The sequence below is a fragment of the Pseudomonas sp. IT-347P genome, assembly GCF_949768005.1.
GTDB lineage: Bacteria > Pseudomonadota > Gammaproteobacteria > Pseudomonadales > Pseudomonadaceae > Aquipseudomonas.
Map to the genome: position 1 here is coordinate 188451 of NZ_CATKPQ010000044.1, position 14680 is coordinate 203130.

Annotated in this window: 12 protein-coding genes; 5 read left to right on the forward strand and 7 right to left on the reverse strand. The window is 59.9% G+C overall.

Annotated elements, in window-relative coordinates; all coding sequences use genetic code 11:
* Positions 1 to 19 precede the first annotated feature (19 nt).
* Entirely contained in the window at positions 20 to 370 is a 351-nt protein-coding gene (locus ACM6IV_RS17150; protein ID WP_414870900.1) for a glutaredoxin family protein, read from the reverse strand.
* Positions 370 to 1374, reverse strand: a complete 1005-nt coding sequence (gene yejK / locus ACM6IV_RS17155) for a nucleoid-associated protein YejK (protein ID WP_414870901.1) — start codon at positions 1372 to 1374, stop codon at positions 370 to 372. The genes ACM6IV_RS17150 and yejK overlap by 1 nt, the downstream gene beginning before the upstream one ends.
* Before the next feature lie 395 nt (positions 1375 to 1769).
* On the opposite strand from yejK, the gene ACM6IV_RS17160 reads away from it, so the two are divergent.
* Entirely contained in the window at positions 1770 to 2051 is a 282-nt protein-coding gene (locus ACM6IV_RS17160) for an HU family DNA-binding protein (RefSeq protein ID WP_003221909.1), read from the forward strand.
* A gap of 206 nt (positions 2052 to 2257) precedes the next feature.
* On the opposite strand, the gene rlmF is transcribed toward ACM6IV_RS17160, so the two are convergent.
* The 5 genes from rlmF to ACM6IV_RS17185 form a co-directional block, all read right to left on the reverse strand.
* Positions 2258 to 3277 (reverse strand): 23S rRNA (adenine(1618)-N(6))-methyltransferase RlmF, encoded by a 1020-nt coding sequence (gene rlmF, locus ACM6IV_RS17165; protein WP_414870902.1) that lies wholly within the window; start codon positions 3275 to 3277, stop codon positions 2258 to 2260.
* 234 nt (positions 3278 to 3511) lie between these two features.
* Positions 3512 to 6358, reverse strand: a complete 2847-nt coding sequence (locus tag ACM6IV_RS17170) for a valine--tRNA ligase (RefSeq protein WP_414870903.1) — start codon at positions 6356 to 6358, stop codon at positions 3512 to 3514.
* A 198-nt stretch (positions 6359 to 6556) separates the two neighbouring features.
* Positions 6557 to 6952 (reverse strand): DNA polymerase III subunit chi, encoded by a 396-nt coding sequence (locus ACM6IV_RS17175; protein ID WP_414870904.1) that lies wholly within the window; start codon positions 6950 to 6952, stop codon positions 6557 to 6559.
* Between the two features lie 8 nt (positions 6953 to 6960).
* Positions 6961 to 7389: a DNA polymerase III subunit chi gene (locus tag ACM6IV_RS17180; protein WP_414870905.1), complete on the reverse strand. Its 429-nt coding sequence runs from the start codon at positions 7387 to 7389 to the stop codon at positions 6961 to 6963.
* A 57-nt stretch (positions 7390 to 7446) separates the two neighbouring features.
* A complete protein-coding gene (locus tag ACM6IV_RS17185) occupies positions 7447 to 8937 on the reverse strand; it encodes a leucyl aminopeptidase (RefSeq protein WP_414870906.1) in 1491 nt (496 codons plus the stop codon).
* Between the two features lie 575 nt (positions 8938 to 9512).
* On the opposite strand from ACM6IV_RS17185, the gene lptF reads away from it, so the two are divergent.
* The 4 genes from lptF (at position 9513) to lepB (ending at position 14521) form a co-directional block, all read left to right on the forward strand.
* Entirely contained in the window at positions 9513 to 10634 is a 1122-nt protein-coding gene (gene lptF / locus ACM6IV_RS17190) for an LPS export ABC transporter permease LptF (RefSeq protein ID WP_414870907.1), read from the forward strand.
* On the forward strand, positions 10627 to 11688 hold the full coding sequence (gene lptG / locus ACM6IV_RS17195; protein ID WP_414870908.1) for an LPS export ABC transporter permease LptG: 1062 nt from the start codon (positions 10627 to 10629) through the stop codon (positions 11686 to 11688). Before lptF ends, lptG begins: the two co-directional genes overlap by 8 nt.
* A 172-nt stretch (positions 11689 to 11860) precedes the next feature.
* On the forward strand, positions 11861 to 13657 hold the full coding sequence (gene lepA / locus ACM6IV_RS17200; protein ID WP_414870909.1) for a translation elongation factor 4: 1797 nt from the start codon (positions 11861 to 11863) through the stop codon (positions 13655 to 13657).
* A 9-nt stretch (positions 13658 to 13666) separates the two neighbouring features.
* Positions 13667 to 14521 (forward strand): signal peptidase I, encoded by an 855-nt coding sequence (gene lepB / locus ACM6IV_RS17205; RefSeq protein ID WP_414870910.1) that lies wholly within the window; start codon positions 13667 to 13669, stop codon positions 14519 to 14521.
* The last annotated feature ends 159 nt before the right edge of the window (positions 14522 to 14680 follow it).

Here is a 14680-nt window from a genome sequence, read left to right on the forward strand (position 1 = left end):
GCAGGCTCACTCCTACAGGTTATTTCAGGGCAGCGAGAATCTCGTCCGGGTCAAACCCGCGAATCAACGTGCCATTCACGTCGATCAGCGGAATCCCACGCCCACCCAATGCCTCATACGCCTTGCGCGCCTCGGCATCCTTCTCGATATCGAACTCCTTGAAGGGAATTCCCTTGCTGTCGAGAAAGCGCTTGGTCTGCTTGCAGTAGCCGCACCAGTCGGTGGCGTAGAGCACGACGTTGGCCTGCGCCCGCGTCTGCTCCGAGACCATTTGTGACGGATTGAACAGCCGCTCGATCTTGCCCCAGTTCTGATAGACCACCACCACGAGCAGTACCAGCAGAACCTTCTTCAGCACGTTGCCGAGCATCAGTTGCGGCGCTTCAGTTGATCGGTCAGCGAAGTCGGCAGGCCTTTGATGATCAAGGTGCCGTTCTCCTCGTCATATTCGATCTTCGAACCCAGCAGATGTGCTTCGAAGCTGATCGACAGGCCTTCGGCGCGGCCGGTGAAGCGGCGGAATTGATTCAGGGTACGTTTGTCTGCCGGAATCTCTGGCGACAGGCCGTAATCCTTGTTGCGGATGTGATCGTAGAAGGCTTTCGGGCGCTCTTCGTCGATCAGCTCCGAGAGTTCTTCCAGGCCCATCGGTTCGCCGAGTTTGGCCTGGCTGCTGGCGTAATCGACCAAAGTCTTGGTTTTCTCGCGGGCAGAGTCTTCCGGCAGGTCTTCGCTCTCGACGAAGTCGCTGAAGGCCTTGAGCAGCGTGCGGGTCTCGCCCGGGCCGTCGACGCCTTCCTGGCAGCCGATGAAGTCACGGAAGTACTCCGAAACCTTTTTGCCGTTCTTGCCTTTGATGAATGAGATGTACTGCTTGGACTGCTTGTTGTTCTGCCACTCGGAGACGTTGATGCGTGCAGCCAGGTGCAATTGGCCGAGGTCGAGGTGGCGCGACGGGGTCACGTCCAGCTCATCGGTCACCGCCACGCCTTCGCTGTGGTGCAGCAATGCGATAGCGAGGTAATCGGTCATGCCTTGCTGATAGTGGGCGAACAGCACATGGCCGCCGACCGACAGGTTCGACTCTTCCATCAGTTTCTGCAGGTGCTCGACGGCGACTTTGCTGAACGCGGTGAAGTCCTTGCTGCCTTCCATGTATTCCTTCAGCCAGCCGCTGAACGGGAACGCACCGGATTCCGGATGGAACAGGCCCCAGGCTTTGCCTTGTTTGGCGTTATAGCTTTCGTTGAGGTCGGCGAGCATGTTCTCGATGGCTGCAGACTCGGCCAGTTCCGTGTCGCGGGCGTGCAGAACTGCAGGTGTGCCGTCGGGTTTTTTGTCGATCAGGTGGACGATGCAATGACGGATCGGCATGGGCTTCTCGGCTGTTGGAAGGGAGGAGGGCAGGCTCCCCCGAAAAAGCGCCCAGTGTACCGCAACCACTGGTTTTGGCGCGGGTTGTAGGGCAAAACCGGGGCGCCTGCCGGCACCTGTGCAGTTTTTTACCGATTTAGAGCAATAAAGCTGACCAAATGGGTAGCTAGAGGCGGATATTTCCCCGTCTCTGTGCTAGTTTTGCCCGGTCTTACGCGAAGTCACTGCGTTAAGCGTGCAATCAGCATTTGTCAGGTCGAACCAAACCCTGATTTCGGCATCTATAACCCGACTCGTCGTGGTTATCGCCGAGGGTGCCAGATCCAGAAGATCGGGCTCGATGGCTGACACTGCACTCTGCAATCCATATGAATTTGATAGGGAAGGAACACTACATGGCTCTTACTAAAGACCAACTGATCGCCGACATCGCTGAAGCTATCGACGCGCCGAAAACCACCGCGCGTAACGCTCTGGACCAACTGGGCCAAATCGTTGCCGATCAGCTGGAAAACGGCGGCGAAATCACCTTGCCAGGTATCGGCAAGCTGAAAGTGACCGAGCGTCCTGCCCGCACTGGCCGTAACCCTTCGACTGGCGCTGCCATCGAAATCCCTGCCAAGAAAGTGATCAAGCTGGTTGTGGCCAAAGGCCTGACCGACGCTGTGAACAAGTAAGACGCAGCGATAAAAAACCGTGCACCGGAGTGATCTGGGCACGGTTTTTTTGTGCCCGCTTTTTACAGGTGGCACAAATCAAATGTGGGAGCGGGCTTGCTGTCGAAAGCGGTCTACCAGTCGAGATTAGCGTTGACTGACACACTGCCTTCGCGAGCAAGCCCGCTCCCACATTTAGTTTTGCATTTCTTCAGAAATAGCGTTGTTTAGCGAACCCAGCGCTCGCGACGCCAGATCTGCTGCTCGGACTTGGTCTGGAAGGTCCACGCCACGAAACGGCTCTGCTTCTGCCCCTGCGACATCTCCACGACCTGACTTTCCAGCACGCCGGCTTTCTTCAGCGCGGTTTCGATGGCCGGCAGGTTCGAGGCCTTCGACACCAGCGTGCTGAACCACAGCACCTTGTGCTGGAAGTTCGCACTTTCGGCGATCAATTGCGTCACGAAGCGCGCTTCGCCACCTTCACACCACAACTCGGCCGACTGGCCACCGAAGTTCAGCACCGGCAGTTTGCGTTTCGGGTCGGCCTTGCCCAGTGCACGCCATTTGCGCTCGCTGCCTTTGGTGGCTTCTTCCATCGATGCGTGGAACGGCGGGTTGCACATGGTCAGGTCGAAGCGCTCGCCCGGTTCCAGCAAGCCGATCAGGATGTGCTTGCGGTTTTCCTGCTGGCGCAGCTGGATCACCTTGCTCAGATCGTTGGATTGCACGATCGCTCTGGCAGCGGCCACGGCCGTCGGATCGATCTCGGAACCGAGGAAATGCCAGCGGTATTCGCTGTTGCCGATCAGCGGATACACGCAGTTGGCGCCCATGCCGATGTCCAGCACGTTGACGATCGCGCCGCGCGGCACTTTGCCGTCGTTCATGCTGGCCAGCAGATCCGCGAGGAAATGCACGTAATCGGCACGCCCCGGCACGGGTGGACAGAGGTAATCCGCCGGGATGTCCCAATGCTGGATGCCATAGAAAGCCTTGAGCAGCGCCCGGTTGAACACGCGCACTGCATCGGGGCTGGCGAAGTCGATGCTTTCCTTGCCGTACGGGTTGGTGATCACAAACTTCGCCAGTTCCGGCGTGGTCTTGATCAGCGCCGGGAAGTCATAGCGACCCTGATGGCGATTGCGCGGGTGCAGGCTGGCCTTTTCACGCGGCTCGGCGGTCTTGGCCGGGGTCGCGGTGTCAGGCTTCTTGCGCGCAGGTTTGGGTGTGCGGGGGGCGTTCATGGGCGTGGTCGATTCGGGTATGGCTGAAAGTGGCGGGTATTGTCCCACATCTCAAGGCAACACCGACCAATTGTAGGCCTTCGCCTGCTCGCGATAGCGGTGGATCAGCCAGAATATTTCTCGACTGACACTCCGTCATCGCGAGCAGGCGAAGGCCTACAAGGGATTCGTGTTTATTGCAGGAATAAAAAAGGGAGGCCACCTGGGCCTCCCTTTTTCATTTGCGATTTGCCGTTACAGGCTGGCAATCCGCGCGTGCTGCTCGGCCAGTTTGCCCAAGGCCTGTTCAGCCTCGGCCAGTTTGGCGCGTTCCTTCTCGATGACTTCGGCCGGAGCCTTGTCAACGAAACCGGCGTTGGACAGCTTGCCGCCGACGCGCTGGACTTCGCCCTGCAAGCGCAGGATTTCCTTGTCCAGGCGCGCCAGTTCAGCGCCCTTGTCGATCAGACCGGCCATCGGCACCAGCACTTCCATCTCGCCCACCAGCGCGGTAGCGGACAGCGGCGCTTCTTCGCCAGCTTTCAGAACGGTGATCGATTCCAGACGCGCCAGCTTCTTCAGCAGCGCTTCGTTCTCGGTCAGACGGCGCTGGTCTTCAGCGCTGACGTTCTTCAGGTAGATCGGCAGTGGTTTGCCCGGGCCGATGTTCATTTCGCCGCGAATGTTACGCGTGCCGAGCATCAGTTCCTTGAGCCATTCGATGTCGTCTTCGGCCGCCGGATCGATGCGCTCTTCGTTGGCCACCGGCCACGCTTGCAGCATGATCGTCTTGCCCTGAATGCCGGCCAGCGGCGCGATGCGCTGCCAGATTTCTTCAGTGATGAACGGCATGAACGGGTGCGACAGGCGCAGCGCCACTTCCAGAACGCGAACCAGCGTACGGCGAGTGCCGCGTTGACGCTCGACCGGAGCGTTCTCGTCCCACAGCACAGGCTTGGACAGTTCCAGGTACCAGTCGCAGTACTGATTCCAGATGAACTCGTACAGCGCTTGCGCGGCGAGGTCGAACCGGAACTGATCGAGTTGACGGGTCACTTCGGCTTCGGTGCGTTGCAGCTGCGAGATGATCCAGCGATCGGCCAGCGACAGCTCGTAGGCTTCGCCGTTCTGACCGCAGTCTTCGCCCTTGTCCAGAACGTAACGCGCGGCGTTCCAGATCTTGTTGCAGAAGTTGCGATAGCCTTCGACGCGGCCCATGTCGAACTTGATGTCGCGACCGGTCGAGGCCAGCGAGCAGAAGGTGAAACGCAGGGCGTCGGTGCCGTAGCTGGCGATGCCGTCGGCGAACTCGTCGCGGGTCTGCTTTTCGATCTTCTTCGCCAGTTTCGGCTGCATCAGGCCGGAGGTGCGTTTCTGCACCAGTTCTTCTAGCTCGATACCGTCGATGATGTCCAGCGGGTCGAGGACGTTGCCCTTGGACTTGGACATCTTCTGGCCTTGGCCATCACGTACCAGGCCATGCACGTACACGGTCTTGAACGGAACCTGCGGGGTGCCGTCTTCGTTCTTGATCAGGTGCATGGTCAGCATGATCATCCGGGCAACCCAGAAGAAAATGATGTCGAAGCCCGTCACCAGTACGTCGGTAGAGTGGAATTTCTTCAGGAACTCGGTCTGCTCAGGCCAGCCGAGTGTGGAGAAGGTCCACAGGCCGGAGCTGAACCAGGTGTCGAGGACGTCGTTGTCCTGTTGCAGCGCCACGTCCGGGCCGAGGTTGTGCTTGGCACGCACTTCGGCTTCGTCGCGACCGACGTAGACCTTGCCCGACTCGTCGTACCAGGCCGGAATCCGGTGGCCCCACCACAGCTGACGGCTGATGCACCAGTCCTGGATGTCGCGCATCCACGAGAAGTACATGTTTTCGTACTGCTTCGGCACGAACTGGATGCGGCCGTCTTCAACCGCAGCAATCGCAGGCTCGGCCAAAGGCTTGGTCGACACGTACCACTGGTCGGTCAGCCACGGCTCGATGATGGTGCCGGAGCGGTCGCCTTTCGGCACTTTCAGCGCGTGATCGTTGACGCTGACCAACAGGCCGGCGGCATCGAACGCAGCCACGATCTGCTTGCGCGCTTCGAAACGGTCAAGACCGGCGTACTCGGCCGGGATCTTGCCGTCGATGCTGTCGTTCAGCGTGCCGTCGAGGTTGAACACCTGGGCTGCTGGCAGCACGTTGGCGTTCTTGTCGAAGATGTTCAGCAGCGGCAGGTTGTGGCGCTTGCCGACTTCGTAGTCGTTGAAATCGTGGGCCGGGGTGATTTTCACGCAGCCGGTGCCGAATTCAGGGTCGCAGTAATCATCGGCGATGATCGGGATGCGGCGGCCAACCAGTGGCAGCTCAACGAATTTGCCGATCAGGGCCTGGTAGCGCTCGTCGTTCGGGTTAACCGCGACGGCGGAGTCGCCGAGCATGGTTTCCGGACGGGTGGTCGCGACGATCAGGAAATCATTGCCGTCAGCGGTTTTCGCGCCGTCGGCCAGCGGATATTTCAGGTTCCACAGGAAGCCTTTCTCGTCGTGGTTTTCCACTTCGAGGTCGGAAATCGCTGTGTGCAGCTTGGTGTCCCAGTTGACCAGGCGCTTGCCGCGGTAGATCAGACCGTCTTCGTGCAGGCGCACGAACGCTTCTTTAACCGCTTCCGAGAGGCCGTCGTCCATGGTGAAGCGCTCGCGGCTCCAGTCCACGGACGAACCGAGGCGGCGGATCTGCCGGCTGATGTTGCCGCCGGACTGATCCTTCCATTCCCAGACTTTCTCGAGGAATTTCTCGCGGCCCAGGTCATGACGGTTCTGACCGGTGGCCTCCAGTTGACGCTCCACCAGCATCTGCGTGGCGATACCGGCGTGGTCGGTGCCCGGCTGCCACAAGGTGTTGCGACCCTGCATGCGGCGGAAGCGGATCAGGGCGTCCATGATCGCGTTGTTGAAACCGTGACCCATGTGCAGGCTGCCGGTGACGTTCGGCGGCGGAATCATGATGGTGTAGGAATCGCCCGCGCCTTGCGGTGCGAAATAGTTCTCGGACTCCCAGGTGTTGTACCAGGAAGTTTCAATGGCGTGCGGCTGGTAGGTCTTATCCATGCGCGGCGGGACCCTATTGGCATTTATTCAGGAAAAGCCGGGAAGTATAGCGGGGCATGGGGCCGAGGGCGAGCGGGGCGGGCCCGGAGGGGATCTAAATGTAGGAGTGAGCCTGCTCGCGATGCTGGCACTGCGGTTTTTCAGGAAAACCGAGGTGCTGCTATCGCCAGCAGGCTGGCTCCCACAGGGAATTGGGGGTTATTCGTACTGGCTGAGGAGCCGTTCCATTCGCGCGTCGAGGCGGCGTTTGATTTCGGTTTCGATGTGCGGCGCGAAATCGTCGATCACGTCTTGCATGATCAATTGCGCAGCGGCACGCAGTTCGCTGTCGAGGTGGAGCAGGGCGTCCGGGCCTTTGTTCACGGGTGCCGCAGGTTGCGCGGTGGGTGTCGGGGCGGGCGCGGCAGGCCTTTCGATGGCAGGCGCCTCGTTGCCGACCGAATCGAACAGCATCGGAATCTGTTCCTGTTCGCCGTCGTCGACCGTGTCGGTCAGCAGCGGCGGTTGCAGGTTGTCATCGCCGAGCAACTGGCGGATCGATTCAAGATCCTCCAACAGATGGGCGGACTTTTGTTGCGGTTTCGGAGTGTCCATTGGAGTGCTCAGAGTCGCTGTAAACGGTGATCTTGCAGAGGATAGCCCTGTTCGCGGTAGAAACGGAAACTCTCGCGCGCGGCGGCTCGAATTGTCGGATCTTCGACCACTACTTCCGCCACCCGGGCGAATTTGCTGGCGAAGGCCGGGACTTTCAGGTCGAGGTTGACCAGCAAATCCTGATGCTGACCGCAGTCATCGCCCAAGCCCAAAACAATCGAGCCGTCCGGCTCGCTGTCGGCCGGGCCATGCGGCACGAAGCTTTCGCCCTTGAATGCCCACAGGCGCGCATCGAGATCGTCGCGCTGAGCCGTGTCGCTGCAATGCAGGTAGATGCGGTGCCCCATGCGCCAGGCTTTCTCGGTGAGCTTGCAGGCAAAGTCCAGGCGAGCCGAAGGATCGGCGCTGGGCAGGATATAGAAGTCGACTTTGGTCATTGCGGTTCCAGAGCAGCAAGCAGCGTCACCCGAAAGTGACGCCGCTTGTCAGCGGGTTCAGGCTTTGGCGCGATCCAGCAGGTACTGGGTCAGCAGCGGCACCGGACGGCCAGTGGCGCCCTTGTCCTTGCCGCCGCTGGTCCACGCGGTGCCCGCGATGTCCAGATGCGCCCAGTTGAGGTTCTTGGTGAAGCGCGACAGGAAGCACGCAGCGGTGATGGTGCCGGCTTTCGGCCCGCCGATGTTGGCGATGTCGGCGAACGGGCTGTCCAGTTGCTCCTGGTACTCGTCGAACAGTGGCAGTTGCCAGGCGCGATCGTCAGCGGCTTTGCCGGCACTGAGCAATTGCTCGATCAGCTCGTCGTTGTTGCCCAGCAGGCCCGAGGTGTGCGCACCCAGGGCGACGACGCAAGCGCCGGTCAGGGTGGCGATGTCGATCACCGCTTGCGGCTTGAAGCGCTCGGAGTAGGTCAGCGCATCGCACAGCACCAGACGGCCTTCGGCGTCGGTGTTGAGGATTTCCACGGTCTGGCCGCTCATGGTGGTGACGATGTCGCCCGGACGCGAAGCGTTGCCGCTCGGCATGTTTTCCGCGCAAGCGAGGATGCACACCAGGTTGATCGGCAGTTTCAGCTCGAGCACGGCACGCAGGGTACCGAACACGGAGGCGGCGCCGCCCATGTCGTACTTCATTTCGTCCATGCCGGCGCCCGGCTTCAGGCTGATGCCGCCGGTGTCGAAGGTGATGCCCTTGCCGACCAGTGCGTACGGCTTCTCGGATTTCTTGCCGCCGTTGTATTGCATGACGATCAGGCGTGGCGGCTGGGCGCTGCCCTGACCTACGGCGTAGAACGAGCCCATGCCCAGAGACTTGATCTTCTTCTCGTCGAGCACTTCGACTTTCAGATCCTTGAATTCTTTGCCGAGGCTCTTCGCTTGTTCACCGAGGAAGGTCGGGTGGCAGATGTTCGGCGGCAGGTTGCCCAGATCGCGGGTGAATGCCATGCCGTTAGCGATCGCAGTGGCGTGATTCACGGCGCGTTGCACTTCGGCCTGCGCAGCCTTGATGGTCACCAGGGTGATTTTCTTCAGGGCACGGGGTTCGGCTTTCTGGCTCTTGAACTGGTCGAAGGTGTATTCGCCATCGACCAGGGTTTCCGCCAGCAGACGGGTTTTGCCATAGCTGTCGCGGTTTTTGACAATAATTTCATCCAGCGCCAGCACGGCATCGCTGCCGCCCAGGCCTTTGAGTGTATTAAGGATGCCGGCCACGATTTTGCGGAACGGACGGTCGCCCAGTTCTTCGTCCTTGCCCACACCGATCAGCAGCACGCGCTCGGCTTTGAGGTTCGGCAGGCTGTGCAGCAACAGGCTCTGGCCGACCTTGCCGGCCAGATCGCCACGCTTGAGGACGGCGCTGATCGCGCCACCGCTCAGCTCGTCGACCTGTCTGGCGGCGGCGCCGAGTTTGCGGCCTTCGCCGACGGCAACCACCAGGGTGGCGGTTTTCAACGTTTCTGGGCTAACGCTTTTTACAACCAGTTCCATGTCCGGATCCCTGAATGAATGGTCAACACGCAGGCGTTCGACGGTGTCCGCAGTCGCCTGCTTATAGTAGAAGAGGCGCAGGCCAAAGCCTGCGACAAGGGCAGCAGTTTGAACCTCGCTCCCCGCGCCTGACAACCCTGGGGGGCGTTCTCAATTAGTTTTCACACCGCGTTGTCGCCTTAAAGCCAGCCAGGCAAGGCGCAGGCCGCTGGGAATGGTTGTTCCCTTTCCAAGGCCTGCAACGCAGACTGGCCGGCTTTAAGGCACAACCCGAAGGGCCGGGCCTGCTGTTGTGCAGGGCTGCGTTGCTCGAAGCTTATTTGGAATGACCAAACCACGCTTCTCGCGCCTTGCCCTGCACAACAGCAGACCCGGCGCGGTGTGAAAACTAATTGAGAACGCCCCCTAGGTTGTATGATCTGCAAAGGATTACAGACATGGATGAGTGTGCGCAGTGACAGGCGCCCTCAATCACAGGATAATGCCGCATCTTTTTTCGACGGCTCTGCGTTGCGGGCCGGTCGATGTGTTTGCTTGTTTGGCCGCCTTAGCCTGACAACCCTGGAGTGTCTGGTTTGATCGTCTTCCGTTATCTGTCCCGCGAAGTCCTGTTGACCCTCAGCGCCGTGAGTGCCGTGCTGCTGGTCATCATCATGAGCGGTCGTTTCATCAAATACCTCGCTCAGGCCGCTGCCGGCCAGCTCGATCCGGGCTCGCTGTTCCTGATCATGGGCTATCGCCTGCCGGGTTTCCTGCAGCTGATTCTGCCGCTGGGCCTGTTTCTCGGGATCTTGCTGGCTTACGGTCGGCTGTACCTCGAAAGTGAGATGACGGTGCTGTCGGCCACCGGCATGAGCCAGCAGAAACTGTTTCGCATGACCCTGTTTCCGGCGACCCTGGTTGCTCTGGTGGTTGCATGGCTGAGCCTGGGTCTGGCCCCGCAAGGCGCCAATCAATTCCAGTTGCTGCTGAACAAGCAGGACGCTCTGACCGAGTTCGATACGCTCGAGCCGGGTCGCTTCCAGGCCTTGCGTGACGGCACTCGGGTCACCTACACCGAGACCCTGAGCGACGATCGAGTCAACCTCGGTAGCGTGTTCATTTCGCAGAAAAACCTCGGTGCCGATCAAAAGGATCGCGGGATTTCCGTGCTGGTGGCCGAATCGGGCCGTCAGGAAATGCGCCCCGACGGCAATCGTTACCTGATTCTCGACAACGGCTACCGTTATGACGGCAGCCCGGGGCAGGCGGATTACCGCGCCATTCACTACGAAACCTACGGCGTGCTGTTGCCCAAGCCGGACGTCAGTGAAGAAGTCACCGACCGTGACGCCATGCCGACCTCGTCGCTGCTGGGCAGCGATGACATCCGCTCAAAAACCGAACTGCAATGGCGTTTGTCCCTTCCGCTGCTGGTGTTTATCGTGACCCTGATGGCGGTGCCGCTGTCGCGAGTCAATCCGCGTCAAGGGCGTTTCCTCAAGCTGCTGCCGGCGATTCTCCTTTATATGGCTTACCTGACCATCCTGATTGCCGCCCGCGGCGCCCTTGAAAAAGGCAAGATCCCGCCGGCCCTCGGCCTGTGGTGGGTGCACGCGATCTTCCTGCTCATCGGTCTCGGCCTGCTCTATTGGGAGCCACTGCGCCTGAAGATGGCCAGCCGCCGTGCTGCAGCGATGGAGGTGGCCCGTGGTTAAACTCGACCGCTACATCGGCAGCAGCGTGTTCATGGCGATCATCGCCGTGCTGGCGATCATTCTCGGCCTGGCAACGCTGTTCGCGTTCATCGATGAGATGGGCGACGTCAGCGACACTTACACCCTCGTGGATGTGCTGAGCTTCGTGTTGCTCACCGCGCCACGCCGTCTCTACGAAATGCTGCCGATGGCCGCATTGATCGGCTGCCTGATCGGCCTCGGCAGTCTGGCCAGCAGCAGTGAGCTGACAGTCATGCGCGCCGCGGGCGTGTCCATCGGCCGTATCGTCTGGGCGGTCATGAAGCCGATGCTGGTACTGATGCTGGCCGGCGTGCTGATCGGCGAGTACGTTGCACCGGCAACCGAAAGCATGGCGCAGGCCAATCGCTCGCTGGCGCAAGGCAGTGGCGACGCGCAAAGCGCCAAGCACGGTATGTGGCACCGTCAGGGTGATGAGTTCATTCACATCAACGCGGTGCAACCCAACGGCCTGCTGTACGGCGTGACTCGCTATCACTTCGACAAGGAGCGCCACCTGCTGAGTTCGAGCTTCGCCAAGAAAGCCGAATTCGACGGCAATAAGTGGCAGCTCAGCGACGTTGCTACCACGCTGTTCCATGAGCGCAGTACCGAAGTCGTCAATACCCCGAGCGAGCAATGGGACGTGGCGTTGAGCCCGCAATTGCTGAGCACTGTGGTCATGGCCCCGGAATCGCTGTCGATCAGTGGTCTGTGGGGTTACATCCACTATCTGTCCGAGCAAGGCCTGAGCAACGGCCGTTACTGGCTGGCATTTTGGGTCAAGGTGTTGCAACCGTTGGTGACCGCCGCACTGGTGCTGATGGCGATCTCCTTCATCTTCGGCCCGTTGCGCTCGGTGACCCTCGGACAGCGGGTGTTTACCGGCGTGCTGGTGGGCTTCACCTTCCGTATCGTCCAGGATCTGCTCGGCCCGTCGAGCCTGGTGTTCGGTTTCTCGCCGCTGTTTGCGGTGCTGGTGCCGGCCGGGGTCTGTGCGCTGGCGGGTGTCTGGCTGCTGCGAAGAGCTGGTTGATGCGCGCATTTTTACTCGCGCTCTAAACTCGAAAACGCCTCGGTCAACAGATCGGGGCGTTTTTGCATGCAATCCGGGTGACAGGTGAACGTGACGCTTGCGCCGTGTATCAGGTACAATTCCCGGCTATTTTTCGGCGGGCCATGCCTGCAGCCTTTTTGAGTGTTGATCCGTGAGTGATTTGAGTCATATCCGCAATTTCTCCATCATCGCCCACATTGACCATGGCAAGTCGACGCTGGCTGACCGTTTCATCCAGATGTGCGGCGGCCTGGCCGAGCGTGAAATGGAAGCCCAGGTACTGGATTCCATGGATCTGGAGCGTGAACGCGGGATCACCATCAAGGCCCACAGCGTCACGCTCTATTACAAAGCCAAAGATGGCGTTACCTACCAGCTGAACTTCATCGACACCCCGGGCCACGTCGACTTCACCTACGAAGTCAGCCGTTCCCTGGCTGCGTGTGAAGGTGCCTTGCTGGTGGTCGACGCAGGTCAGGGCGTTGAAGCCCAGTCCGTGGCCAACTGCTACACCGCGATCGAGCAAGGCCTCGAAGTCATGCCGGTGTTGAACAAGATCGATCTGCCACAGGCCGAGCCGGATCGCGTCAAGGACGAGATCGAGAAGATCATCGGTATCGACGCCACTGACGCCGTCACCTGCAGCGCCAAGACCGGCCTGGGTGTCGACGAAGTGCTCGAACGTCTGGTGCACACCATTCCTGCACCGACCGGCAACATCGAAGATCCGCTGCAAGCGTTGATCATCGACTCCTGGTTCGACAACTACCTGGGCGTTGTCTCCCTGGTACGTGTCCGCCATGGCCGGGTGAAGAAGGGCGACAAGATTCTGGTCAAGTCCACCGGCAAGGTGCACCTGGTCGACAGCGTCGGTGTGTTCAACCCGAAACACACCGCCACCGTTGATCTCAAGGCCGGCGAAGTGGGCTTCATCATCGCCAGCATCAAGGATATTCACGGTGCGCCGGTCGGTGACACCCTGACCCTGAGCTCGACCCCGGATGTTCCGGTACTGCCCGGCTTCAAACGCATCCAGCCACAGGTTTACGCCGGTCTGTTCCCGGTCAGCTCCGACGACTTCGAGGATTTCCGCGAAGCACTGCAGAAGCTCACCCTGAACGACTCGTCGCTGCAATACACCCCGGAAAGCTCCGACGCACTGGGCTTCGGCTTCCGTTGCGGCTTCCTCGGCATGCTGCACATGGAAATCATCCAGGAGCGCCTCGAGCGCGAGTACGACCTGGACCTGATCACCACCGCGCCGACAGTAATCTTTGAGCTGGTGCTGAAAACCGGTGAAACGATTTACGTCGACAACCCGTCCAAGCTGCCAGATGTCTCGGCCATCGAGGACATGCGCGAGCCGATCGTGCGCGCCAACATCCTCGTGCCGCAAGAGCATCTGGGCAACGTGATCACCCTGTGCATCGAGAAGCGCGGCGTGCAGGTCGACATGCTGTTCCTCGGCAATCAGGTGCAGGTCACTTACGACCTGCCGATGAACGAAGTGGTGCTGGATTTCTTCGACCGTCTCAAATCCACCAGCCGCGGCTATGCTTCGCTGGATTACCATTTCGATCGTTACCAATCGGCTAATCTGGTGAAACTGGACGTGCTGATCAACGGCGACAAGGTCGATGCCCTGGCGTTGATCGTGCACCGTGACAATTCGCACTTCAAAGGTCGCCAGTTGACCGAGAAGATGAAAGAACTGATTCCTCGTCAGATGTTCGACGTGGCGATTCAGGCTGCCATCGGTGGTCAGATCGTTGCCCGGACAACCGTCAAGGCGCTCAGAAAGAACGTATTGGCCAAATGCTACGGCGGTGACGTCAGCCGTAAGAAGAAACTGCTTGAGAAGCAAAAGGCCGGTAAGAAACGCATGAAGCAGGTCGGCAACGTGGAAATTCCACAAGAAGCCTTCCTTGCCGTGCTCAGGTTGGAATAGTCAGGTCCTATGTCACTAAATTTCCCGCTGTTGCTGGTCATCGCCGTGTTCGTCTGCGGCCTGTTGGCGTTGCTTGATCTGTTGATCCTGGCGCCGCGTCGCCGGGCGGCCATTGCCTCTTATCAAGGCAGTGTCAGCCAGCCCGATGTCGTGGTGGTCGAGAAACTGAACAAAGAGCCGCTGCTGGTTGAGTACGGCAAATCGTTCTTCCCGGTGTTGTTCATTGTCCTGGTGCTGCGCTCGTTCCTCGTGGAACCGTTCCAGATTCCGTCGGGCTCGATGAAACCGACCCTGGACGTCGGCGACTTCATTCTGGTGAGCAAGTTTTCTTACGGGATCCGCCTGCCGGTGATCGACAAGAAAATCATCGAAGTCGGTGACCCGCAACGTGGCGATGTGATGGTGTTTCGCTACCCGAGTGATCCGAACGTCAACTACATCAAACGTGTAGTCGGCCTGCCGGGCGACACGGTGCGTTACACCGCCGACAAGCGTCTGTTTGTGAATGGCGAATCGATTGCCGAGCAGATGGCCGGCGCCGAGCCGGGCACGCTGGGCAGCGCCGAGCTGTACAAAGAGAAGCTGGGCGCCGCCGAGCATCTGATCCGCAAGGAAATGAGCCGCTACCGCGCCACCCCGGACCGCTCGTGGACAGTGCCCGCCGGGCATTACTTCATGATGGGCGACAACCGTGACAACTCGAACGACAGTCGTTACTGGGATGATCCGAACATTCCCAAGGATCTGCTGGGCATGGTTCCCGACCAGAATATCGTCGGCAAGGCCTTCGCGGTCTGGATGAGCTGGCCGGAGCCGAAACTCAGTCACCTGCCGAATTTCTCGCGGGTTGGCCTGATCAAGTAATCACACACGGCGCTGTTGACCACAGCGCCGAATGCATTTCTGGAGCCGGCACAATCGGCTTCGCAATCGCCAGGATTTAATTTTTGAACACAGCGTTAATTGTCCCAGGCCTGCGCCGCATCCCGGCGATGGCAGTGGAATCCAGCCACGAACTCAGCG